At 49.5% G+C, this 24,810-nt stretch carries 15 protein-coding genes; 8 read left to right on the plus strand and 7 right to left on the minus strand.

The features are described from left to right. Nucleotides 1-2,453 (minus strand): Ig-like domain-containing protein (locus FHW71_RS16175; RefSeq protein WP_286176281.1); only part of this gene is annotated, 2,453 nt, incomplete at its 3' end. Between the two features lie 480 nt (nucleotides 2,454-2,933). Between FHW71_RS16175 and FHW71_RS16180 the strand changes: the two genes are divergently transcribed. Both FHW71_RS16180 and FHW71_RS16185 read left to right on the plus strand, forming a co-directional pair. Beyond that, nucleotides 2,934-6,752 carry an Ig-like domain-containing protein gene (locus tag FHW71_RS16180; protein WP_179452579.1) on the plus strand — a complete coding sequence of 1,273 codons (3,819 nt, stop codon included), beginning with the start codon at nucleotides 2,934-2,936 and terminating at the stop codon, nucleotides 6,750-6,752. A 169-nt stretch (nucleotides 6,753-6,921) separates the two neighbouring features. Further along, nucleotides 6,922-7,815, plus strand: a complete 894-nt coding sequence (locus FHW71_RS16185) for a hypothetical protein (RefSeq protein WP_179452578.1) — start codon at nucleotides 6,922-6,924, stop codon at nucleotides 7,813-7,815. 45 nt (nucleotides 7,816-7,860) lie between these two features. Here the strand turns inward: FHW71_RS16185 and FHW71_RS16190 are convergent, their stop codons facing one another. Then, entirely contained in the window at nucleotides 7,861-8,640 is a 780-nt protein-coding gene (locus FHW71_RS16190) for a response regulator transcription factor (protein WP_286176282.1), read from the minus strand. A 288-nt stretch (nucleotides 8,641-8,928) separates the two neighbouring features. On the opposite strand from FHW71_RS16190, the gene FHW71_RS16195 reads away from it, so the two are divergent. Both FHW71_RS16195 and FHW71_RS16200 read left to right on the plus strand, forming a co-directional pair. Next, complete coding sequence (locus FHW71_RS16195) at nucleotides 8,929-12,474, plus strand: transporter substrate-binding domain-containing protein (protein ID WP_179452577.1); 3,546 nt, start codon at nucleotides 8,929-8,931, stop codon at nucleotides 12,472-12,474. A gap of 100 nt (nucleotides 12,475-12,574) precedes the next feature. Beyond that, nucleotides 12,575-13,195 carry a response regulator transcription factor gene (locus tag FHW71_RS16200; protein ID WP_179452576.1) on the plus strand — a complete coding sequence of 207 codons (621 nt, stop codon included), beginning with the start codon at nucleotides 12,575-12,577 and terminating at the stop codon, nucleotides 13,193-13,195. 101 nt (nucleotides 13,196-13,296) lie between these two features. Here FHW71_RS16200 and FHW71_RS16205 read toward each other — a convergent pair whose 3' ends face one another. The 4 genes from FHW71_RS16205 to FHW71_RS16220 form a co-directional block, all read right to left on the minus strand. Continuing rightward, nucleotides 13,297-16,572, minus strand: a complete 3,276-nt coding sequence (locus FHW71_RS16205) for a transporter substrate-binding domain-containing protein (protein WP_179452575.1) — start codon at nucleotides 16,570-16,572, stop codon at nucleotides 13,297-13,299. After that, nucleotides 16,565-17,200: a response regulator transcription factor gene (locus FHW71_RS16210; protein ID WP_179452574.1), complete on the minus strand. Its 636-nt coding sequence runs from the start codon at nucleotides 17,198-17,200 to the stop codon at nucleotides 16,565-16,567. The genes FHW71_RS16205 and FHW71_RS16210 overlap by 8 nt, the downstream gene beginning before the upstream one ends. 176 nt (nucleotides 17,201-17,376) lie before the next feature. Next, complete coding sequence (locus FHW71_RS16215; protein ID WP_179452573.1) at nucleotides 17,377-18,087, minus strand: YoaK family protein; 711 nt, start codon at nucleotides 18,085-18,087, stop codon at nucleotides 17,377-17,379. A gap of 64 nt (nucleotides 18,088-18,151) precedes the next feature. Next, the gene (locus tag FHW71_RS16220) at nucleotides 18,152-19,600 is read right to left on the minus strand and encodes a sugar porter family MFS transporter (RefSeq protein WP_179452572.1); all 1,449 of its coding nucleotides are present in this window, start codon (nucleotides 19,598-19,600) and stop codon (nucleotides 18,152-18,154) included. 247 nt (nucleotides 19,601-19,847) lie between these two features. On the opposite strand from FHW71_RS16220, the gene FHW71_RS16225 reads away from it, so the two are divergent. From FHW71_RS16225 to map, 3 genes are all read left to right on the plus strand, one after another. Continuing rightward, a complete protein-coding gene (locus FHW71_RS16225; RefSeq protein ID WP_008106309.1) occupies nucleotides 19,848-20,033 on the plus strand; it encodes a general stress protein in 186 nt (61 codons plus the stop codon). 557 nt (nucleotides 20,034-20,590) lie between these two features. Continuing rightward, complete coding sequence (locus FHW71_RS16230; protein ID WP_008106304.1) at nucleotides 20,591-20,833, plus strand: ParD-like family protein; 243 nt, start codon at nucleotides 20,591-20,593, stop codon at nucleotides 20,831-20,833. Further along, the gene (gene map / locus FHW71_RS16235) at nucleotides 20,833-21,615 is read left to right on the plus strand and encodes a type I methionyl aminopeptidase (protein ID WP_154183751.1); all 783 of its coding nucleotides are present in this window, start codon (nucleotides 20,833-20,835) and stop codon (nucleotides 21,613-21,615) included. Before FHW71_RS16230 ends, map begins: the two co-directional genes overlap by 1 nt. Before the next feature lie 44 nt (nucleotides 21,616-21,659). Here the strand turns inward: map and FHW71_RS16240 are convergent, their stop codons facing one another. Continuing rightward, on the minus strand, nucleotides 21,660-23,225 hold the full coding sequence (locus FHW71_RS16240) for a methyl-accepting chemotaxis protein (protein WP_179452571.1): 1,566 nt from the start codon (nucleotides 23,223-23,225) through the stop codon (nucleotides 21,660-21,662). Nucleotides 23,226-24,134: 909 nt separating this feature from the next. Between FHW71_RS16240 and FHW71_RS16245 the strand changes: the two genes are divergently transcribed. Continuing rightward, nucleotides 24,135-24,338 (plus strand): general stress protein, encoded by a 204-nt coding sequence (locus FHW71_RS16245; protein ID WP_008106297.1) that lies wholly within the window; start codon nucleotides 24,135-24,137, stop codon nucleotides 24,336-24,338. Nucleotides 24,339-24,810: the final 472 nt, after the last annotated feature.

Here is a 24,810-nt window from a genome sequence, read left to right on the forward strand (position 1 = left end):
AGATGGATCGGATCGCTCGGCGCGCTTTCGTTGCCCGCCTCGTCGCGGATCACCACGATGATTTCGTGCTCGCCGTCCGGCAGCGGGGTTTCCGGAGTGAACTCCCAGTGGCCGTCGTCGCCGACGATGGTGGAGCCGATAACGTCGTCGCCGTCCTTAATGATCACGGTGCCGCCCGGTTCGCCTTCGCCGCCGATGGTCGGGGTGCTGTCGTCGGTGGTGTCGCCGTCGCCGATCGGGCCGACGATCGGACCGACGTTGTCGTCGGCCACGATGCCCGTCGCCGCGTCAGGCGCGTCGGTGTCGATCACCAGCTGGAAGTTGCCGGTCGCCGCCGGGTTGCCCGCGTCGTCGTGGGTCTCTGCACGGAAGTTGTGCGTGCCGTCCGGGATATCTGCGGCAGGCGTCCAGCTCCAGTTGCCCTGGCCGTCGGCGATCACGGTGCCCTGCACCTTGCCGTCCATGATGATGGTGACGGTTTCCCCCGCCGGCGCGGTGCCGCGCAGCTCAGGCGATGCGTCGTTGGTCTTCGCGCCGCTCTGCAGCAGGCCGGTAAAGGCTTCAACGTCGTCCCACGCGCCCACGATGGACGGCGCGGTGGCGTTGCCGCCGGCGATCAGCTCAAAGCCGATGCTGTTGGACGCGTCGCCGATGTTGCCGGCCTTGTCCTGCGCCTTCGCGCTGATCTCATGGTCGCCGTTCAGCAGCGGCGGAACCGGGGTGAACTCCCAGTTGCCCGCGGCATCCGCCTCGGTGCGGCCGATTTCCACGCCCTTGTCGTAGACGATGACCGTGCTGCCCGCTTCTGCAGTACCGCTGATTTTCGGCTGCGCGTCGTCGGTGACGTCGCCGTTGTTGATCGGGCCGGTGACCGCGCCCTGGTCGTCGATGATCTCCTTGATCACCGGCGCTTCAGGTGCGTCCAAATCGATAACGACTAACCATGGATCAGATTCAGGAGAGACATAACCGGTTGGCGTCTCAATAATGATTGAGAAGTTATGATCGCCTTGTGGCAATTCTGCTGGGGTAAAACGCCAGCCGCCATTGGCATCGGCCACGGTACTACCAATTACCTCACCATTATCGATGATGGTAACGATGGTACCCGGGCGTTGATATGAGCCTTCAAGAGTTGGCGTAGTATCGTCAGTGACGCCGCCTTTAGCTATAGAACCGGTGACAGGACCAACATCATCAATGATGTCGTCAAGGCCACCCGTGGTGCCTGTGCCAGGTTTGCCCGGGATTTCAGTATCAACAATGACTAACCAAGGATCTGAGGGCTCAGAGCGGTTACCTGCGGGGTCACGGGCAACGACTTCAATACTGTGATCCCCATCTTTTAACGGCTCATCAGGGGTAAATGACCATGAGCCATCTTCACCGACAATAACTGAACCGATCTCTTTACCATTATCAATGATTATGATGGTGTCGCCCGGTATCTGGCCTTCGCCACTGAACGTTGGAGTGTCATCGTTAGTGTAACCGCCATTAGCGACAGGCCCCATTTTCGGCTCAACGTCGTCAAAGACCTGGCCAATTTCTGGACGAGCCGGTGGATCGGTGTCAATGATGACGACAAACTCCTCACCAGGCACACTTTCGTTGCCGTGCTCATCACGCTCTACCGGAGTGATGTTATGCTCACCATCTGGCAGAGGATTTTCTGGTGTCCAGGTCCAGCTACCGTCTTCACCAACAATAGTTGAACCAATCACTTCGCCTTTGTCGCGAATAATAATGGTGTTGCCCGGCGTACCGGTACCGCCAAAGGTTGGTGTGTTGTCATCGGTCAGGCCGCCATTCTGAATCGGTCCCTGGAAGTCACCATGATCATCAACCACTTCTGACCAAACAGGTGCTTTAATAACCGGGCCAATCCCACCGCCACCGCCGTCTCCACCATCTCTGCCACCGTGATCGCCGCCATTATCGCGGTTGTGCGCAATAGCGGTTGCAAGGCCAGCAGCGGCAAGAATACCTGCCAATGCGCCCAGCGCCAGCAGCGCAGGTGAAAGCGCAAAAGGTGCCACCGCCAGGCCATCAAGTGCGCCAATCGCACCCGCACCCAGCACCAATGCCGAGGATTCACCATCCATCAGAAACGCAGCTTCGTGGTCGCTATCGCCATCAGAAGAGATAAATTCGTGCCACTGGCCGTCTTCTGCTTTACCCACCAGTTCACCTGGATTAGTAAAGAAGTCTTCAATGATCAACTGTGGTTGGTTCTCGTCGGTGCCTTCCAGCATCACATGCAGGTCTTTACCTACACGTTTAACGGTAATGTTCTCGGGTGCATAGCCTTTCTCGCCCTCGGCAAGAATATATTTGGCACCTTTGACCGCTTTAATTTTTACCGCTGTCCCGGCTTTTTCAGCACGCAGTACATCGGTTTTAACAATGGTGTTGTTCTCCACCATCGCAATGTTAACGTTATTGAGACTCATAAAGACCCTTTACACTGTATTTAACCCAATCCCGTCAAAACGGGTGAATGCCTGGGTGAGTTGTTCCTGGCCCAGATAACGTCAAAATTTACAGACGAGTCCTAAGGTTAAATACGAGCGCGGTCTTGGTTGAGTTCGGGCGTACCTATCATGTTCGCAACTGCTGAGTTTCATCGAAACATTCACTAAGCAGTTTCATTCGGCACGGCCTTTGCGCGATAAACGATAATTTATTGTTTTAATTGATATATTTTCAAAAAAAGCTCTTCAATAAATGGGTTGATTTCAAATTAGGTGCACCTAGCCCGTTTAAATCAACGCGTCCTGAATTAACGTCACATCATATTTACATCTTCATATTTCCATCCAAGACCCAGCCTGGCTTTTTATCCTCAGATTTTACGCACAATTCCCGCCAGCTAATTTGTGGGAATTTACCCACATATCCGTCAGTTCTTTTTATATTTAATGAGATCACATATGACTACGCCAGTTAACGTCATCATCGTTGAAGGAAAAAATATCACCCGCAGCGTCGAACTTCCGCTGCAGGCCAATGCTGTACCTGCCAGACTCAAAGCGGTTAAAGGTGCCAAATACCTGTTTACCACCGGCAAAGACGGTGCGGTGAATGAACACATCATCATTAAACGCAGCGGTAAAAATCTGCAGCTGTTTCTCAACGAAGGCGACGACCAGCCTGAGCTGATTATCGAAGACTATTACGATCATCCGGGCGAATTGGCCGGCATGGGCAATGACGGCAAATATCATACCTTCCTCGCGGAAAGCGGCAATGCACAAGCCTTCGAGATGATGGCCGACGGCAGCACCATGCCGCTGCTGATGGGCAGCCAGACCACCGCCGGTCTCACTGGGCTCTCAGCCTCAGCCGGTGCAGTAGCCGGCGGCCTCTCTACCGGCTGGCTGGTGGCGGGTGCCATCGGCGGTCTGCTGGCTATCGGCGGCATTGCCGCAGCAGCAGGTGGTGGTGGTGGTGGCGGTGATGGTGACTCAACACCTGCACCTGCACCGGCTCCGCAGCCAGTCAATCTCAGCGACCTGAGTATCACCGATAGTGCCGGCAGTCAGACCGGCCCAATCGGCAACGGCAGCGTTACCGATGATGCCCGTCCGGTATTCACCGGCAGTGGCACGCCAGGCAACACCATCCGTATCTATGACAACGGGCAATTAATTGGCAGCGCCGTAATTGGCGATGACGGCCGCTGGCAGTGGCAGCCAGAGAGCAACCTACCTGGCGGCAACCACGACATTAGCTTCTCCGAGATGAACCGAGAAGGCGTTGAAAGCGAACGCTCCGACAGTATCGGCTTTGAGCTCGACCTCACCGCACCAGCACGCGTTACCGAACTGGTTATCGCAGATAATGTCGGCGCTTCAACCGGCCCGCTATTGCCCGGTGAGACCATCAACGACCGGGCCCCGGTGTTTTCCGGCAAGACAGAACCCGGCGCAACGGTAGAAATCCGCGACAACGGCGAGCTAATCGGTACCGCGCTGGTCGGGCCTGACGGCAGTTGGTCGTTCACCCCTTCGCCTTTGCTGGAAAACGGCGAGCACAACTTCTCGGTGATCGTGGTTGACCCGGCGGGCAACAAAGGTTTACCGGTTAACGTTGGTCCGGTGTTTGTGGATGACCAACTGGTTGACGTGCCAGCCTTTGGCTACATCCGCGACAGCCATGACAACCCGCTGCAGTCGGGTGATGCGCTTAACGCTGGCCCACTGAAGATGGGTGGCAGCGGCAAGCCCGGCGATATCGTCTCCATCGTCCGCGACGGCGAAGTCGTCGATACCGTGGTGATTGATGAAAACGGCAAGTGGCAGTCCGAGCTGCCGTTGGCTGACGATCAGGAAGGACCGCATGATATCGGCTTTATCATCTCCACGCCGGAAGGCGAGGAGCTGGGCCGTTCTGATGACTTCCACTTTGACTTTGATATCACCGCGCCTGAAACCCCGGCGATCGAAGACATCTCCGTGACCGACGCTCAAGGCAACCCGCTAAACGCCGACGATATCATTAGTACCCGCGACATCATCTTCAGCGGCACCGCTGAAGAAGGCGATATCGTTCGTCTGTACGACGGCGATGAGCTGATTGGTTCGGTGCGCGTGGGCCCAGGCGGAAGCTGGTCAATCCCGGTATCCGACTTGCTGGAAGGGAGCCATCAGTTCCGTACCGAAATTGAAGATCGCGCTGGCAACGTCAGTGAAAAATCCGACAGCTTTGATGTGGACGTCGATGTAACCGCACCGGAGGCGGCAGACGTTAGCATTACCGACGGCAACGGCCGGGTGCTGGAAAGCGGTGATGATTTTAATACCAGTGAGCTGATCTTCTCTGGTAATGCCGAAGCAGGCACCATCGTCTACTTGTGGGAAGGCGATACCGTTGTTGGTTCAGTCCGTGTGGATGACAGTGGCAACTGGCAATTGCCAGCTGACATAAGCGAAGAACGTGCCTATAGCTTCCGCACTGAGGTGCGAGATGAGGCTGGAAACAGCAGTGGGCTTTCTGAACCGATGGAGTTCAGCTATGACGTTACGCCACCCGATGCATCGACAACGCCAGGCATCTCGCTGCCAGACGGGACTGCAGTGACAGATCCGTTAATTAATCAATCCGACATCATCCTGAACGGCCAGGCAACACCGGGCATGCTGGTGATGATTTATGAAGGCAACATTTGCTTGGGTAGCAGTGTGGCCGATGAAGCCGGCATCTGGCAGTTTAATTATGAAATGACCGATGAGCGTGAATATAACTTCCGCAGTGAAGTGGTTGATAAAGCGGGTAATATCAGTGAGAGCTCGGATGCCGTCAGCGTGGGTTACGATATCACACCACCGGATGCCATCACTTTTGGCACCGTGAGTAAAGGTGATGGCACCACGCTGAGTGACAATGGTTATAGCAACGATAACCAGCCGATATTCCGTGGAACCGGGACGCATGGTGACATCGTCTATCTGGTGGATGATAGCAACGGCAACCGATTAGGCTCCGCCATTGTTGATGAGAACGGCAATTGGGAGATTACGCCAGACCCCGCCTTCGAAGAGGGTGCCCAGTCATTACGTCTTGATGTTGTGGACCCTGCCGGTAACCAGCAGAACGGTAGCGATATTTTCGATCTGAATATTGATACCGTTCCACCGGAGGCCGCGAACGGTATCCGCTTAGAAGATGGCTCGCCAACGTTAAGCGGAGCTGCAAACAGCGCTGAACCGGGTACGACCGTGATTATTCAGATTGACGGCAAAGCAGTCGGCAGTGTCATCGCGGAAAGAAACGGGAGCTGGCGTTGGACAGGTGATACCAAACTGCCTGACGGAAATTATGCGCTAAATGTGGTGGTTGTCGATAATGCTGGGAACATTAGCCCGGCGAGTGCATCCATCGATTATAAGGTCAGTACCACACATTGGGATCTGGATGATGGCGCACAGGGCTGGCAAGCTGCGGGCGATTATCTTAAAGATGGCCTCACCACCTGGAATACGGGCAAATTCCATGCAGGAACGTCAGATGGTTATGATTTTGCCGGGCAAGTCATTTATAAAACAGTGGATGTTATTGCGGGGCAAACCTATCTGTTTAGTTTTGAGGGAACCGCAACAACATCCCCATCTCCGGCACAATTAGGGATTGAAGTGGATGGTTCGAACATTAGTTCCGGTTATACAACGTTGACCACATCAGGCAACATCGTTAGCGGTGAGTTTGTTGCACAAAGCAGTGGCACAGTAACTATCGCCATCGTGAATGCTAACAATGACTCAATTGGAAATGACTTCAACATTGATAATCTTTCTTTACGTGCTAGCGGTTCGGGTAGTGGGATTACTGCAAATGCAGTAATAAACCAGGTTACAGATGAGTTTCATTTGGATAATTATTCCCTGGTCCTGAGCGATGAATATTCACATCTGGATCTTTCAAAACTAATTGGCGGAGCACATGAAATTCATCAGGTTTCACTTGAGGACCACGGAAATAATACGCTGAATATTTCGCTGGGCGATATTCTGGTATTGGGCCAGCAAGATCTGTTCATGGCAGATGGCGCGAAACAGATGATGATCACCGGTAACACCGGTGATGTGGTTAATCTGTCGGATATGCTGCCAGACGGTGCTGACGTCGGTGACTGGAATAATAGTGGCATCGTCACTATCGGCGGTATTGAATACCAGGTTTACCAGCACTCCGGCCTCGATGCAGACCTGCTGGTGCAGCAGAATGTGACAGTAAATCTTGATAACCACTGAGACTAAACTTTGTGAATATTCAACCCGCCTTCACTGGCGGTTATTTATATTTCATTGTTGCCCGCAGCCGCCAACCAAGACTGAGCCTGACGGACTCAGCACTTACCTTAAGTGCAATTTTCAATGTTTGCGGGAAGTGATTTCCTGTATTTATCGTTAGAAGGAAAAAATGAAACATCTAATCCAGCACGCTCTAGCCACCAGCGGTGAATCAACAACGAATATGGAGAAAGACGACTCACGTGTTTCATTCCAGCTCACTGAACAAACTTCGCTAGATTCGCTAGACACGAACGAGGCCAAAGAGCGACACGGTGCACAATATCATCTGCGTCACCATCTTAGTGGCTGTGCTCAAACGTTACATATTGTCGATTTTACTAATGATTTTTCTCTACCTGTGCTGCAAGAACCGATAATAATCCCCCAGATTCATGCTGAGCCCACAGCCAGTGCCTCAGACATTCCGGTGACAGAATTTAACGCACAAGCCATCGATCCCTTGCCTTCTTCGTCGACAACGATTGACGCGCCGTCTTCAGTCGCCACCGCAGCATTTAAGTCGGAAATCGAACCTTCACGCCATGTCGAGTTAAAGGCACTGTTTGCCAGCCATGCAGACCAAGCGGGCATGCCGATGATTCCGCTTGATGTTGCTTCTCTCGAACAAGATATCGGGTTAGATGATTTCATTGATGAGCCTGCTACGCCAACGCAAGCCCGTCAGGAAATATCATTCGAGTTGGCAGCGATGCCGCCTGAAGCGATGTTTGGACTTAGCCAGATTTCCGCCATTTCATATGAGACTGAACAACCCCTGGGATCATCGCTGAACGTTGCGATGGTGCTGAATAGTGCTGAACCTGAACTGTTTGCCGCATCCTCCACCATCCAATCCGAACCGGCTATGGAATTCGATATGGAAACCCTTGCTGATGCTACACAACCACAAATGTGGAATCACTTTTCGGAAGATTTCATTGAGTTCGCGCCAACGGTGTTAACCGAGATCTCGCCAATCATGAGTACGGATAGAATTGAGATGGACAATATGCTCAATTAAAAAAAGGCCTGTCGATAAATGACAGGCCTTTTTTATTCATTATTATTAACGGAACAAATCATCGCGGTACTTAAATAACTCAAGGTCTGAGCTTAATCCTAATTTCTTCATGCCGGTCTGTTTATGGCCGCTGATGGTTTTACGACTGCGTTTTAGTTTGGCGGCAATCTCAATGATTTCCATACCATCCAGGAAGCAGCGAATCACTTCTGCCTCACGCTGCGTTAACAAATTACTCAGCTCTGAAATGGGTGCCTTACGGCCTTCCACTTGCTCGTCGCCATCTAATAATCCTTCGTCACGTTTCCGGGTTGGAACCATGGCCAGTGCTGTTGAAATATCCACTGGCATAAAACGCTGTCCGTTGGCAACGGTACGAATTGCGTTGAAATAAACCGGTGCCTCTTCACGCTTGCCAATATACCCTTTTACGCCTGCCATAAAGGCCGCGCGAATCACCGCGATACTCTCAATCGACGAAGCCAGTAGGATTTTCAACTGAGGATAGTGTGCTTTTAATTGCTTTATCAATGACAAGCCATCGAGTTCATCAGGATTTAAAATGTAATCCAGCACCAGTACATCTACCGATTCGTTGCGTAAGAAAGCGTTTAATTCACGACTATGGCCAAAACTGCCAACCACCTCAATGTCGGGTTCAGAGGCCGCCACAACTTCTAATGAGCGTCGGGTTATGGGATGATCATCAAGCAGTGCAATGCGGATCTTTTTATGGTCAAAAAGTGACATAATTTGCCTCTGAACGGTGTCGGCACGAAACGAACGTGCGGTCAATTTGATGAAAGTAGTTTCGCCTGTTAACAAGACATTTCCTACCAGCCAGGTCTTGGTTGCCTTCCTTTCCCTCTTCCTCCGCTCAATGATCAAGCTATTAAGCAGGAAAACACTGCTATCCAGGACGCCGCCTGGCGCTTTGATTATTTTAGTCAGAAATAATAGTCAGCTGAAATGTTGTAATGTAAAGACAACATGAGCTGATGCGTATCTAATATCTTTTTTCCGCTATGCTATGGAAAGTCTTTTTTGTTCGGTGTTTTTCATCGGTCACTCAGGCCATATCGCTCGATTTCTTACCAGGAATATAGCTCGACCATGCGCTTTTCGCTCGTTAAATACGTTATGTTTATCGCTCCTCTGCTGTTTAGCGAATGGCTTTGCGCAGCGGAATTGCAGTTGCAACCCCGCATTCAAGTCAATGCGCCTCATGTCAACTTAAGCGCCGATGTGCAGGCCTGGCTGGCCAATAACGATGAAATCAGTGTTGGCGTGTGGGGCCCTTCTCATCCGCCGCTTGGCGAAGGAATGGCCTATGGCCAATTCCAGGGGATCGCGGCTGATTATCTGGCAATGCTGGAAGGCAGCCTGCAGGTGAAATTTCGTCTGCACTATTATGAAGACAGCAGTGATGCACTCGCAGCACTCAGTCAACATGAAATTCAGATGGTAGCGATGTGGAATCCGGCCCGTTGGCCAAGCAAGGCCGCGCAGGCAACCTCGCCGTGGTTGTTAGACAAATCCGTATTGATGATGCGCGAGAGTCAGGATGATGCGCCGGCTTCGCTGGACGATCTGACTCTCGGCGTGGTGCCTGACGATATCGGCCCAGCACCAATTCGTGAAGAGTATCCTGGTAGCCTGTTACGCTATTTCCCTGAATTCGACCAGGCAATGAACGCCGTGGCTTATGGCCAAATTAATGCGTTGTGGATCAATCGCGCCACTGCCGATTATTTGAAGCGTTATCAGCAAATCAGTGGATTAAAATCCATACCCAGCTCAGCTTTACCTAATCTGAATCTCAGTTTTGGTATTGATCGCCAACTCCCAGAGTTGCGCGCGGCTATTGACAGTACCTTGCAACAGATGCCGCTGGCATCACGTATGCGTATTGCTATTGGCTGGGGGCTAACCCGTGAAGCCGTGATTACCCGCAATCCTCTTGGCCTGAACTCAAAGGAGGAACAATGGCTGCACACCTTCAAGCAAATTCCCGTCATCATTGATGGTCGTCGTCCGCCGATCAGTTTCGTCCAAAATGGTGTCCCTGCAGGTTTTGTTGTCGATATGCTCGATGCGCTAACCGAGCGTTATGGCTTGAACTTCACTCTGCTGTTGGCTGATGAAAAGACGTCAGTTCAGAGTTTGCAACACGATCACCCCGACGCGCTGCTGGCAAATAGCTGGCGTCTTGAAAACATTACGGATGATGATATAACAGCGGCGTCAGGTTCGACGCTACTCACCTCTCCAATGGTGGTCATCATGCAGAAGTCGGTGACAACACCGGCAGAATTTAGTGATTTGAAGGGCGAACGCCTGGCCATTAATCGTGATAACCCACTGATTCCCTGGCTAACAACATGGTATCCGGCGATTGAGTTGACGTTGACTGATGATCTATATCTGGCTTTAGAACAACTGAAAAATAAAAACGTTCGCGGCATTATTGCCCCACAATTCGTTGCTCGCTATCTGGTGGAAAGTACTGATAACAAAGCCAATCACATCGCCATTACCGTACCTTCAGCCTCCCCGCATCTGGTTATGAGCGCCAGTAACTCGCCCTCACTTCCGTTGGATATTGTTAGCAAGGCATTGACAGATTTGCCGCCGGAAAATGTCATTGAGCTTGCGCGACCGTGGCATCAGCACAAGAGTTCCGTAGTGCCCGGGCTCAGCGACAGAAATTTGTTGCAGTCATTAGTTTGGGCTGGCGTGGTCGTCATGATCACTTTTATTAGTAGCATATGGATTCGTCGCCTGCGTGCCGCGCTAAAGAAAGGCCAACAATCACAGGAAGCCTTATCCAATCAGCTCAACTTTACCCGAGTATTGATCGATAACGCGCCCATCGCGCTTTATGCTCGCGATCGCGAAGGGCACTTGCTGGATTACAACCAGCGCTGGAGCGAAACCGTTGATGAGGATGGTGAGAAACTAAAAGGGCGTGCAATTACCGATATTGAAAGCATGCAGTCAGACATTAAGGATCAACTGGCGGCGCAATATAAGCTAGCAATTAAGCTGGGTGAACCCATACAGTGGTCTGGCCCTTTCCTGTTTAATGGTCAACAACATTATCTGGAGGGCTGGACAGTCCCGTGGCGTGATAACCGTGGCGAAGTCGGGGGATTAATCGGGGGTTGGCTGGATATTACGGAAAAACAGGCTTTAATTATCCGCCTTCAGCAAGCGCATGCGGATCTGGAGCAAGCTAACACCAGCAAAGCCTCTTTTATGCAAAGTATGGGGCATGAAGTTCGTACTCCGTTAAACGCTATTATTGGCTTATTAGAGTTTGAATTGCAGAGCCAACAAGAGAGCGCTCAAACCAGCGAAAATATGCCTTTGATTTGGGAATCTGCCTGCAATTTGCTTTCCTTAATTGGTGATGTCTTCGATATTTTCCGCGCGGACAATCTTGCCTTGCGTGGCACAGTTCGCAGTGTACATCTACCACAATTAATAGAGAGCACCGTTGCACTTTATCGCCAGCAGCTTGAAGAGAAAGGAATGACGCTCGATATCGAAACGGCGCTGAACACACCGCGTTTTGATGCTGATTCACTGCTGATAATTCGCATTTTTTCAAGTCTGCTGCGTAACGCAATTAAACACAGTAGTGGGAAAGCCATTTCGGTAGCGCTGTATCAGGGACGCCAGGAAGGTGACGACCCACGTTTTCCTTTGGTAATTGAAGTCGCAAACAGTGGCGTAATCGACGAAAAGATTCTTGTAAATGAAATGGCTGATACTGCGAATGGCATCTGGCAGGAAACAGGGATCAGCTTGTCCGCTTGCCAGCAAATGGCCATTGCCAATGGTGCCGAGCTAACTATTGAGAGCGACCCTGAAGATGGTACTACGATCTGCCTCCATTTCAGTGCGAAGCCTTCTGCAGAAAATACCCCAGTAAAACAGATTATTGCTAACCGTGAACTCAAGATACTGATTGTTGACGACTATCCTCCAGGGCGCCGGGCGTTACAACAACAGCTTGAAGTTTGGGGACATCACACCGAACAGGCCAATGATGGGGAACAGGCGCTGCGATTATGGCAGAAGCAAAGTTCAACTTTCGATCTAATGATTACCGACTGCACCATGCCGATTATCGATGGTTTTAGTCTGACCAGAATGATTCGGGAGGAAGAAGCACAGCGCGAACTTCCCGCCCTGCCTATTTTCGGCCTGACAGCGATGACCGGTTTTGAAACAGCAACGCGTTGTCTGGCTGCTGGGATGAACGAATGTTTGGTTAAACCCCTTTCACCGGTAGCGTTGCAGACTGTAATGCAACGATACTTTCCTGATTTGAATTCAGTGAAAAAAAATGCTCCAGTTTCAGCACAGAAAAACCACGCGCTTCAATTGGAAATAATTGAGCTAAATAAGCAGGATAAAGAAAAATTACGTCAGGCTCTTAGCGACAGTGATGTCATCGCTTGTGGCCACCTGGCACATCGACTACGTGGTGCTGCGTCTCTGCTACAGGCAACCGATTTGTATAATGCTTGTAAGGATCTGGAATTGGCCTGTGAAACACGCGCAACAATCGATGAAATAAAAAATCTGGCAGAGCGTGTTTATCTTATTTTAGATCAAGTTAACATCGAAACATTGAACGCGGCAGAATAAAAACCTTTAAATTAAACTTAACCTACAAGGATGGGTCTTGTATTTATTTCATTCCAAATGTGATGGAGTATTAGAGAATCAACACAAGGAGAAACCAACGATGAAAAAAATCGTTATTTATGATAACAACCCGCTAGTAATTGCTGGGCTAAATTATTTTTTATCACAGCAAGGCTTTAACATTATCGGAAGCACAACTCGTCCTGACGAGTTGTTCCGACACGTCATATTATTAAAGCCAGACTTTATTATTCTTGATCCTGCCTCACTGAAGGAAGAGTATCTTTCCCGGCTATGTGACCTAAAGAAAATGTCAAATAATTTGAACATTGTCATTTATGCCGGTTCTGAAAGTGTTTATCACATATTACGCGGATATCAGCTCAACTGGATGGCTTATTTAAGCAAGAGCCAGCCTCTAGAAGCACTCTATAGCATTCTGCACCTGCCGAAGCATAGTCGTCCGCTGTTAATGGATATACAAACGGTGTCGCCTCATGATGATGTCTCTGTACAAGCATTGTCATCTTTGCGCAGTCTGACTGGCAGAGAGATGCAGGTACTACGTGAAATTGGGGCAGGTAAAACCAATAAGGAGATTGCCGATGAGTTACGCCTCAGTAACAAAACCATCAGCACTTATAAACGTAATATCATGGATAAGTTTCACACCAATGACGTGCGTGACGTCGTTGATATCGCGCGACGTCATGGTTTTTAATTAACTGAGCGGAGGCATTCGCCAAACTCAATGACCAGGGAAATGCCTGTTCCGCTCTCATTAATATTGCTATTTATCAATCACCTTGGGCCAACCAGCATTCAATTTCCTGCTGAAGGTTTTAAATTAACAGGTTCAGTAAAAGTGCTATCGAAACGATTTAATGCCTCAGCAAGACTACTAATCGAGCAGGGTTTAAACAGACATCCATTCATGCCTGCAGCTAGACAACGCTCAATGATTTCATGCATAGCATTTGCGGTAAAACCAAGGATATATACAGCCGGTTGCCCTGTGCAGGCTTCATGTTCACGAATATGTTGAGTAAATTGATAGCCGTTCATTTGTGGCATATTGCAGTCCGTAACAATCACATTAAATTTGTGCTTTTGCCACAACGCAATACCTTCCAATCCATCGACAGCAACATGTGCATGATGCCCCAACCAAGCCAACTGCTTTGCCATTAGCATGCGGTTAGCCGCATTGTCATCAACCACCAATACGTTAAGCGGTTCACCCTTCCTGACTACCGTTTCTGCCACTTTCTGAGGCTCAGCCCTGCTCTGCGCAATCGGCAAGGTAAACTCAGCTCGAACACGCGTGCCTTGATGTACCACACTACTGAGCGTCAGGCTACCACCCATCGATTCACACAAATTCCGACTTATGTAGAGTCCCAGTCCGGTTCCCGCCCGGCGATTATCCGCCTGGGCAAAGGGCTGGAACAGTGCGGTCTGCTGAGTTTCGTCGATGCCGACACCACTATCTATCACGTCAATCACATATCGCACCTGACCCGGGTTGAGATCTGTTTCCTGACGCAATTCAAGCGTTACTCCGCCGTGGTCAGTGAATTTAATCGCATTACCTAGCAAATTGGACAGTATCTGCTTGATGCGCAGCGGATCGCCGATCACGTCAACAATGTTTTCTACTGGCAGGATTTTTTTAAGGAAAATGTTTTTATCTATCGCCAGACCATTGAAGATAACCAGCAGCTGGTTAATCAATGCACCCAAATTCATTTGCATGGGATGGAACTCTAAATGTCCCTCCTCAATCCGGGAAATATCAAGAATATCGCCGATGAGACCTACTAGCCCTTCGGCTGATTGCTGAGCGACTTCAAGCGCCTGCAAATCATGCTCGCCCTGTCGCCCGCTTTTAATCGCCATATCCAGCATGCCGATAATGGCATTCATTGGCGTACGGATTTCATGACTCATGGTCGAGAGGAAAGTGGATTTCGCACGATTAGACGCTTCAGCACGATCGGAAATTTCTGAAAGCTGTTGCAGCAAAACAGAGCGCTCAGAAATATCCCAGGAACCCGCGACTACACCCACTATTCGTCCATTGTGATCGTACCAGGGTAACATCCAGATATTGATGGTACATATTGTCTCATCATTATCTTCTTCATTAATCAAGGTAATAGTAATATCTTCAATGTACGGTTCACCTGAAAGAATAATTTCATCGGCTTTTTGCTGGAAGTATTTTGCCTGTTCGAAAGTAATATTGCGTGGTAAGTCAGTCAGTTTTTTACCAATGATTTCATCATAAGGCACATTAACCAGTTTTAAATAGTACTGGTTACAGTAGGTTAATCGTCCGTCTAAATCACGTAACGTGATTGGGAAAGGCATCCCATCTAACAGTTTTTGTAAAATCTTAACCTGATTAGCCGCATTAGACACTTCGCGACGCAGCCAAAACGCACGTGCAATGGCCAGTAGTAAAACGCAAAGTGCAGCAAGGGCGATGATAAGTAATGACCTACGATGCTCACCCCAAAAATTATTCACAACCACCATATTATTGGGTCGCCAACGGTTAGCCAGTAATTCCAGTTCATCCGGTGGTAAGGTATCTAAGACTTTATTCAAAATATCGCGTAATTCTGGATCGTCTTTACTTACGGCAAATGCGACATGTGCAGTAATATCACCAACGGTGTTAACTATTTTAATTTTATCGGGGTAACGATTACTTATCCGATAATCCGCAGTCATCAGTAGGACAACCGCCGCATCAACCTTGCCACTGGCTACAGCGTTAAACATTTCGTCATCATTGTCGAAGCTAACCTGCTGAATTTCGGGATAGCGTGTGGCAATATTCTCGGAAAGTGCAGCATGCTTAACCAGTGCGAGCTTTTTTCCACGCAAATCGGTCAAGCGCATGACTCTGTTATTATCTTTCGCTGTGACTAAAGCAAATGCGGTGCGAATAAAGGGATTACTAAACAGCATTTGTTGACGGCGCCCTGAACTGGGTGCCAATGCCGCAACCATATTAGCATCACCCGAAAGGAGTTCACGCGTCATTTCATCAAGTGATTGCACGGTGTGAAAGGTGAATTTCACACCGGTTTTCAAGGTCATCAATGCCAGAACATCTGTAGAGATGCCACGGACCGCGCCGTTATCATCAATAAAAGCCGCCGGTGCCGTGTTGTCGTCACCGTAGAGCAATACTTTTATTTCCTGATGTTCGCTAATCCAGTGTTGCTCAGCCATCGTTAATTTTAATGACTGGCTCAAACCACTATCTAAATCCGATTGCCAGGGCTGCTGAATTTCGAATCTTTTTTCCGCTGTAATGGCTAATAAAGCGCTATTTAACAACGTCTCTAATGGCGACGTTGATTGGCGCAGGGCAAAACTCACCTGCCTTTCTGGCAATGAAGCAAATCGTTCTATGCGAATATTGTTAAGGAAGTTTCGACCTATGGGATAACGATTACCGAGAAACACTCTTGCAGAACCAAAAGCGACAGCACTTAACGCTTCCTGATAGTTATCAAATACCTGAATCTGTGCCCGTGGATATTGTTGCTGTACATCCTTTAACGAAACGTACCCTTCGACCATCGCCACTGTTATAGCGGCCAGATCGGCGGGTAGCACTTCGCGATCCGAAGTTTTAACCGCAAGTATCAGATTTTCATGATAGTAAGGAACCGACATGGTAAAACGCTTATTAATCTGCGCGACGGTAACGTTTGGAATGACATCGATCTCACCATTACTAAGGGCGCGCCAGAGCTGCTCGCTATTATCAAATTGCACGAGCTTAACCTGCAATCCAAGTTGTGCGGCCACCAAACCGATGTACTCTGCGTTCAGTCCTTCATATTCTTTAGTGAGCGTGCGTAAGCCGTAAGGTGGTGAATCATAGGCAAGAATGCCCATCCTCAAAACCTGTTTACGCTTTAGCCAGAGCCGCTGCTCAGCAGAAACTGGCAGTTGCTTCACATCAGCTAAAGGGGCGTGAGTCAATAACCCCCAAGTTTCCGCCTGAACCAACGGAATAGAAAAAGGGAAAAGAAACTGTAAGATCAAAAGCGTAGAGCATAGACGTTTATTCAATCAGCTGGTTCCTACGAGCAAAGTCAATGAGATCAATAATCGATCGTGCGTTAAGCTTAGCTTTAAGCCGTTGTTTGTAAGTGCTAATCGTCTTTTCACTCAGAGACAACTGAATACTGATCTCTTTGTTACTCAAACCACTAACCAGGCCGGTTAGTACACTGATTTCACGTGTTGAAAGCTGTGAAATTAATCTGTTGGCATCAACTGGAGCAGATTCACCGGAGGGCCATTTTTCCATATAATCTGGCCGTGGAAAATAACTATAGCCTCGCCCTACCACTCTAATCGCTTCAATTAATCCGGGAAGATCCTCTGTTTTAGCCACAAAACCATTGATGCCCGCTTTTTGGCAACGCATCACGATGTTTTTCGAAACCTGAGAAGTGATAACCAGGATCTTTGGCGGGTCCGAGAGATTACGTAAATGTTCTATCACTTCGAACCCGTTCAGTCCAGGTAACCCGATATCCAGCAAGATAATATCGGGCTGTATTTCTTGTGTAAGACGAATTGCATCAAAGCCATTCTCAGTTTCGCCAACAATCTTATGACCCACTTTCTCAAGTATTGTGCGCACCGCAAAACGAATAATCGGATGGTCATCAACAATTAAAATTTTCAGCATAGTGCGTTCCTGATTTCTGGCAACGAGAAATAGATGAACAATACCCGTATTTATTGCTTCTGAGATTAAGAAAATGGTGCTGAGGTTAAAACCAAGACTAAGCTCGACGTTTATTAAGTATTGTATGGCCGCATGATGTTTGAAAATTTCATGCTGATAACGTTGCGTTATTATACTCAGGAGGCGCTGCGTTTGAGCGCGTATAAAGCCAGCACGCTAAGCAGCGCACCAATCACCATCAGCAGCAGATAACTCATCCACTGCAGTAGCCAAATCCCCAACACGCCGCCGCCCAAAAACGCCAACACGGTGTAAAAATGCAGCTTTAGCCGCTCAATATAGAGCGGCGCATCTTTGGGTGATTCTTTGCGGCGCAGCACATCAAACAGCATCGCCAGCTCAATACCGATATCCGTCGCGGTGCCGGAAACGTGCGTGGTACGCACGCGGGCGTTAGAGATGCGCGTCACGACGGCGTTTTGCAATCCCATCAAAAAACTCAGGCTAAGCACCAGCAGCACGCCAGAGCCGTTAAAGCGGAACCAGCTTTCAATCACACCCAGCACCAGTAACGCGATGCCTTCAATCAGGATATTAATGGCGTAGATACCGCGAATCTGGCGTCGTCTGCCTGAGTTAATAATCAGCGTTGATACCGACGATCCAGCGATAAACAGCAACACAATGAGCAGAAAAAACAGGCCGACGTGCAGATTGGCTTTGGCCAGATGGTCGGAAAGTGAGGAGACATTGCCGGTCATGTTTGCCGAGAAGAAACCGACGGTTTCAAACGCTGCGGTGTTGAGTGCGCCGGCAACGGCGGCCAGCGTGCAGGCCAGCCGAATGTCGGTATTGAAGGTGCGCGTGTTCTCGGCGGTGATCAGCATGGGAAATCCTGGCCCGGTGAAAGATGCGTATCTTCCTCCCGTGACCAGGAATTCTCAAGCGCCGTTAGGCGGTCTGTTGATCCTGCTCCTGCTCACTAAACCGCTCACGCATTTCGTTTTCGATCTGCTCAAGTGATTTGCCTTTGGTCTCAGGCAGCATGGTGATCACGAAGATCAGCGAGCCGACGTTGATGGCCGCAAAGATAAAGAATGCGCCATTGCCGGTCGCAGACAGCAGCGGCGGGAAAGCAAACGCCACCGCCGCGTTACAGATCCACTGGAATGAAACCGCAGCGCCGGTTAGCACGCCACGCACTTTCATCGGGAACAGCTCGGACATCAGCAGCCAATACACCGGCGAAATGCACATCTGCATAAAGAACAGGAACACCAGAATTGCCGCCAGCGCGAAGATACTTTGCGTCATGTCTTGTGGCATCAGCAGCAGTACGCAGCCGAGCACCAGCTGCATGGCGATTACCACTGTCAAACCGGTCATCAGCATGGTGCGACGTCCAAAACGTCCCACCGCTTTGATGCCCACCATGGTCGCCAGCACCGAGACAATGCCGTTACCGATGGTTGCCGCAATCGACGCGTTGGTGCCCATGCCGGTGGTTTTCAGAATCACTGGCGTGTAATACATAAAGGCGTTCACGCCGGTGAACTGGATAACAATGCCCAGCCCCGCACCCACCAGCAATAAGCGAAGAATCCATTTCTCTTGCAGCAGTTCACGCGCGGAAAGCCCCTGACGCGCCGCCTTGGCGTGCTGACGCATCTCCGTCATCTCCTTTTTCACCTCGCGCGGTGTTTCACGCAGTTTGTGCAGGATACGGCTCGCTTCTTTGATGCGCCCTTCCGCCACCATCCAGTGCGGCGAAGCCGGCACAAAGAAGGTGCCGATGAACAGCAACGCGCCCGGAATCATCGCCATCGCCAGCATATAACGCCACAGATGCGGATCGTTGAGCGTGAAACTCATCACCGCGCTGACCACATACGCCAGCAACTGACCGGAAACAATCATCAGCTCGTTGCGGCTTACCAACGGAGCACGACGTTTGGGTCCGGCAATTTCGGCAATAAACACTGGCACAGTTGAGGAGCCGCCGCCCACCGCAATTCCGAGCAGAAAACGCATCGCCACCATCACGTGCAGGTTCGGTGCTAACGCGGTACCAATCGCGCCAAGTACAAAAATTAGCGCCAGAGAGCGCAGCGTGATACGGCGACCAAAACGATCGGAGAAGTAACCACTGAGAAAAGCACCCAGCGCGGCACCAAAGATCAGTGATGAAGTGACTAAACCTTCGGTGAATGGGGTGAGATTGAGGCCGCCTTGATCGAGCGGCAAAGTCATAAACGGTAAGGCACCCGAGATAATCCCGGTGTCATAACCAAAAGCTAGCGCGCCCATGGTTGCAACGAGTACCACAAAGAAGATGCGCTGTTTGACGGTGAGATTACTTAGCGCTGAATCGTCGTCACTGTTTTGCTGCGATGTGTCCATTCCTGTTCCCTGCATATTGAACGCGCTCTGGAGCGCAAAGGTTGAAACCCAAAAGGCAGAAGTATAGTCAGGAATTGTAAAATGTGACGGAGGTCACTGTTAAATCGATAAACATTTAAAAAAACTTTTTCATGATCCGTTTCAACGATCGTCATCTGCGCCCTGGCTTTACCTCAACGGCATACTAAAATTTCAGCGTGACTAGCTAGTCCTCAAATCTCACGGAACATTGATAAGAGGTCTTCCTATGAAACAACAGAGCTACAGAGGCGGCGCAGGGAATTTTGCCAACGATCCAGAACGTGCGAAAGAAGCTGGAAGAGCGGGAGGCAAAGCCAGTGGAGGTAATTTCAGAAACGATCCTGAAAGAGCCGTTGAAGCGGGACGGAAAGGAGGCAAGATTAGCCGTCGTCCTCCAACGAAGTCTGAGTAAGGCGCCTTAGGATTTTTTATGCCATGGATTGGCTTCACTGCTTGATCGTTTGTTTCTTACACCCTTCAATAGGACGTGTTTATATGAAGCGATTTTTAGGTGGGCTTATTATCTTTTCCGTCCTGATAACGTTATCAGGCTGCTATCACTCTGACCGCCCTATTGGCCCCGATGGTCGCCCTAATGTGCAAACCGAACAACCGATTCCCGGCGGCCCCATGAGTAAAGGACCGGTTGGGCAGCCGCAAGCTTAATTACGCGCACATAAGCAAATCACTAAAATTTAAGCCGGTGCGCATGAATGCGCACCCTACGAAAAACGCGTCAGTCCTTTGTAGGGTCGCCATTTATGGTGACCCTCATCGCACGCTATTACCGAAGCGAAGATGCGGGCGGAAAGGCCAATGCCTCGGCGACATTTTCGCTAACCTATCAATGAACCGCGTTGTCAGAGGGAAAAGCCGCCGCTTTCCCTCTAAAAATTTCCCCTTTGCAAATCCGCTAATTACTGAGTAGCCTATATACATATCGCATACATTTCATATATAGGTTTCATCATGGGCATCGTAAAAATCTCCGACCTGATGCATGAGAATCTGCGCATCGCCAGCACGGCGATGAGCCGTTCCATCAATGCGCAGGCAGAACACTGGATGAAGATCGGCATGCTGGCCGAGATTTATCCGTCACTCAATCATCAGGAATTGACGCGCTTGCTGATGCGCGTTGAACGCGACAGCGGCGCGGATTTAGCGCAACTGCTCGACCATCCTTTATTTACCTCGCAGGGAATCGCGTAATGAGCATCAAACTGCACACCGCTGAAGAGATCGAACTGGCGCGTGCCGCCGGACATGCCGCCGCTAAAGTACTCGAAATCATCACGCCGTACGTTAAACCGGGCGTCACCACCGATGAACTGGATGCGATTTGTCATGATTACGTGGTAAACGTGTTGAAAGTGGTGCCTGCGAATATTGGCTACCACGGTTACAGCAAAACCACCTGTACCTCTGTGAACCATGTGGTGTGCCACGGCATTCCAGGCGAGAAAAAGCTTAAGGATGGAGACATCGTTAATATTGACGTCGGCATCATCAAAGATGGCTGGTACGGCGACACCAGCCGCATGTATTACGTCGGTCAGCCTTCGGTGCGCGCCAAACGTCTGGTGGATATCACTTACGAATCAATGGTTGCAGGTATCAAAGTAGTAAAACCGGGCGCGACCTTAGGGGATATCGGTGCGGCAATTCAGCAGGTGGCGGAAAAAGCCGGTTTTTCCGTAGTGCGCGAGTATTGCGGTCACGGCGTCGGCGAGGTGTATCACGGCGATCCGCAGATTCTGCACTACGGCACGCCGGGCGCGGGATTGGAATTGCAAGCGGGTATGATTTTCACCATCGAACCGATGATCAACGCGGGCAAAGCTGGCACCAGCGTGCTCTCCGATGGCTGGACGGTGGTCACTAAAGACCGTTCGCTGTCGGCGCAGTGGGAACACACCATCGCAGTGACCGAAACCGGCTTTGATTTGCTGACGCCGTGGCCAGAAGGCACCGGCGAATATCAGGCTATCTAACGAAAAGATCCAGAACGCGTAGACCGTTCTGGATCCACATCGCCTTAAGCGGTTTGACGCAGCGTAAATACACTCACACTATTCACCATATTTGCCGCCTGCTCACTCAACATCGCGGATGCCGCCAGCGATTGCTCCACCAGCGACGCATTCTGCTGTGTGGTGATATCAATTTGGCTAATTGCAGTGTTGATCTGGCTGATGCCGTCGGCCTGCTCGGTGCTGGCCTGATTGATCTGCACCAGCAGCTCTTTCATCTCGGCCACATTCGACATCATGCCGTTCATCAACTTATTGGCGTCGGTGACCATATCGCGACCATCGGCAATGCGCGTGGAAGACTCCTCGATTAAATTGCGGATCTCATGCGATGAGGTTGCGGTTTTCTGTGCCAGCGCGCGTACTTCCTGTGCCACCACGGCAAAACCACGACCGTGTTCACCGGCGCGTGCGGCTTCTACCGCAGCATTCAGCGCCAGAATATTGGTCTGGAAAGCAATCGAATCGATCAGATTGATGATGTCCGCCATACGGCTGGCAGAATCATTGATCTCGGCCATTTTAGTGGCGACGTTGTCCATCATGCTGGCATTACGTCCCACCGTGCTTTCCGCTTTGGCGGAGAGATCGGCGGCAACGTGGGTGTTATTTCGCGTGTTGCTGATGGTGGCGCTGAACTCCTCCACCGAGGCCGCCGTTTGTTCCACCGAGCTGGCCTGCTCTTCCGTGCGGGCGGCGAGATCGTTGGTGCCCGACATTATTTCGCTCGCGCCGCCGGATATCTGTTCAGCGCTAATGCGAATATGGCTGACAATATCCGACATCTTCTCCTGCATCTGCTGAATGGCATTAATTAACTGACCCATTTCATCTTTACGTTGCTCATAAAAATCAGAGCTGAGGTCGCCATCCGCCACGCGGCCAAGGAATGCGATCACGTGTTTTAATGGCACAGTAATCGAGCGGATAATAATCCAGCCAATTAATGCGGATACTAAAATAGCCACCACAAAAATAATCAGCATGGAGATTTTAGTTTTACTGTATGACGCCATGAAATTATCGTAAGAGCCATTCATTTGCTGCTCTTGCAGATTAATGAAACTCTCAACCTCATTGATGTAATTTCTTTGCGCTGAGGCAAGGGTAGAAAAATAGAAATCCACCGCTTTTGTCACATCACTATTCACTAACTCGAAGAAAGCGTTTCGCTCCTTTAGAAAGTCAGCACGCTTCAATTCAACGCGTTTGAGAAAGGCAATGGATTCCTCATCCGTTGCCAGCGCGCCTAATTGCTTATAGGTTTCGCTGATATTTTTCGATGCTTCCTGAAGATTGTTTTGAATGGTCACTCTGCGCTGCGCATCAATGGGGCTCAGCAGCAACGCCTGCTGCTGCACCGTTACGTTGATTTCATCAATCAACTGGTTGCCCAATGCGATGGTCGGGTAATCATCCTTCATCATGCCATTGACGCCGGTTTCCGCTAAGAAAAGCGAATTTAATCCGAGCAACGCCACTAACAGTAGCATCGCGATATTCAACACAGAGGATATTGTAAGTTTGGTTCGCAACTTTACATTACGCGAAAATCTTTGAACTACGTCCATTTAGAAACCTCAATGATTTTGATTGAAAAGGTGTGAAGACAACGGTGTTATTTTAAAAATGGAAGAGGCTCCGGAAGTTAATCGGCAGCATCCCTGCTGTTATCGTCAGCTATTTCATTAACATTAGAGACGCAGGTACATCAAATAGACCCTATGCAGATGATCATTTTTGAAAACGATTTCATTGATCAGTTTCATTTATTGATAGCGAGTAATATAAAAGCAGCAAGCTGGTTTTTTTGCTTAATTTAAAACAAATGATTATGTGGACCTTACGAATAGCGAAAGAATGATCTTTTTTTTGCCATTTAACGCAATTTGACTCAAAGGAAATAGTTTATCTAATCGCATACTTAAAAATCAGCGTCAAATGCTGCGACCAGCAGATGCATGACCGCCGCTTTAGCACACGACGAACTGCCTTCGATCGCCGCGCCCGGCAGTTGATGAAGTCGCCAGGCCAGAGACACAAATGCTTGCACTGTTCGTGAGAAGAACCGCGAAGAGGCGGTTTCAGTGTCAGCGGGCAGGTGGGTTAAACATCAACTTATCCGGAGTAATAAATTAGAATAAGCGAAGCGTTAATTAATACGACATGAGCAGATTAATTAAACATAGCAGGCAAGCATGAAGGCAAGGTAATACTAACGGAAATTGCGATTAAGTTTACAAGCAAACACGCTTGCCGCTTCGCTTATTATCCGGCCTGCACCACTTTCTTCTTGACGTTAAAAAACCCCAAGCCATAACTCATGCTAGTTACATTTAGAGACAATCGAAAATTTAACTGGAAGTAATACAAGCAAGCCTCTTAGAATTAAGACTTAAGATTAGTCCAGGCTTGAAACTGGTAAAAATGGCACTACATTTATTTTGCATCAAGTTGGTATTTAAGAGAGAGGAGAACCAATGACGGACGCTAAGAAGCAACCCGATGAGGAAGAAAAAAAGACGCAACGTCGTGGTGGTGCTGGCAACTTCGCAGAGAATAAGGAACGCGCAGCTGAGGCTGGGCGCAAGGGTGGTCAGGCGAGCGGCGGCAACTTCAAGAACGACCCGGAGCGCGCCATTGAAGCAGGACGGAAAGGAGGAAAGATTAGTCGACGCAAATAACATTCTTCGCACAAGAATAACCATCTAACGGCGTTTTACTTCTGCACAAAACTCTCCTGACTCCGTGTTTACGCTTCGCTTAAATACAGATTCAACGATGTCAGGAGAGTTATTCCTAGCGAAAAATCCGAATCGCTGATCATTTCTTGATCAATCTCACCTTATTTACCGCTTCGCTTATCCTGGTTTTACCCTTCGCTTATTAATCAGAAAACTATATTTGCAGGCTAATAATAAATTGCGGACTTAACGTTCTATTTGTACACCGTCTCAAGGCTGGTACAACTTTCGAAGGATTATTCTTACGGGCCACTAAGAATAATCATGAATAGTTATCGAAGCGCTAAAACAGGAAACCGAAACACACAATCGATCCGGAACTCGTAGGGTCGCTATTTATGGTGACCAGGTGCGCATGAATGCGCACCCTACGAAAAACGCGCCAATCCTTTGTAGGGTCGCCATTTATGGT

The sequence above is a fragment of the Enterobacter sp. Sphag1F genome (assembly GCF_014193275.1).
Taxonomy (GTDB): domain Bacteria; phylum Pseudomonadota; class Gammaproteobacteria; order Enterobacterales; family Enterobacteriaceae; genus Pantoea; species Pantoea symbiotica.

Excerpts from the sequence above, each read along its gene's own strand:
- FHW71_RS16185 (WP_179452578.1), top strand. The coding sequence starts at position 6,922 with ATGAAACATCTAATCCAGCACGCTCTAGCCACCAGCGGTGAATCAACA.
- FHW71_RS16240 (WP_179452571.1), bottom strand. The coding sequence starts at position 23,225 with ATGGACGTAGTTCAAAGATTTTCGCGTAATGTAAAGTTGCGAACCAAA.
- FHW71_RS16180 (WP_179452579.1), top strand. The coding sequence starts at position 2,934 with ATGACTACGCCAGTTAACGTCATCATCGTTGAAGGAAAAAATATCACC.
- FHW71_RS16225 (WP_008106309.1), top strand. The coding sequence starts at position 19,848 with ATGAAACAACAGAGCTACAGAGGCGGCGCAGGGAATTTTGCCAACGAT.
- map (WP_154183751.1), top strand. The coding sequence starts at position 20,833 with ATGAGCATCAAACTGCACACCGCTGAAGAGATCGAACTGGCGCGTGCC.
- FHW71_RS16200 (WP_179452576.1), top strand. The coding sequence starts at position 12,575 with ATGAAAAAAATCGTTATTTATGATAACAACCCGCTAGTAATTGCTGGG.
- FHW71_RS16230 (WP_008106304.1), top strand. The coding sequence starts at position 20,591 with ATGGGCATCGTAAAAATCTCCGACCTGATGCATGAGAATCTGCGCATC.
- FHW71_RS16195 (WP_179452577.1), top strand. The coding sequence starts at position 8,929 with ATGCGCTTTTCGCTCGTTAAATACGTTATGTTTATCGCTCCTCTGCTG.
- FHW71_RS16215 (WP_179452573.1), bottom strand. The coding sequence starts at position 18,087 with ATGCTGATCACCGCCGAGAACACGCGCACCTTCAATACCGACATTCGG.
- FHW71_RS16220 (WP_179452572.1), bottom strand. The coding sequence starts at position 19,600 with ATGGACACATCGCAGCAAAACAGTGACGACGATTCAGCGCTAAGTAAT.
- FHW71_RS16245 (WP_008106297.1), top strand. The coding sequence starts at position 24,135 with ATGACGGACGCTAAGAAGCAACCCGATGAGGAAGAAAAAAAGACGCAA.
- FHW71_RS16210 (WP_179452574.1), bottom strand. The coding sequence starts at position 17,200 with ATGCTGAAAATTTTAATTGTTGATGACCATCCGATTATTCGTTTTGCG.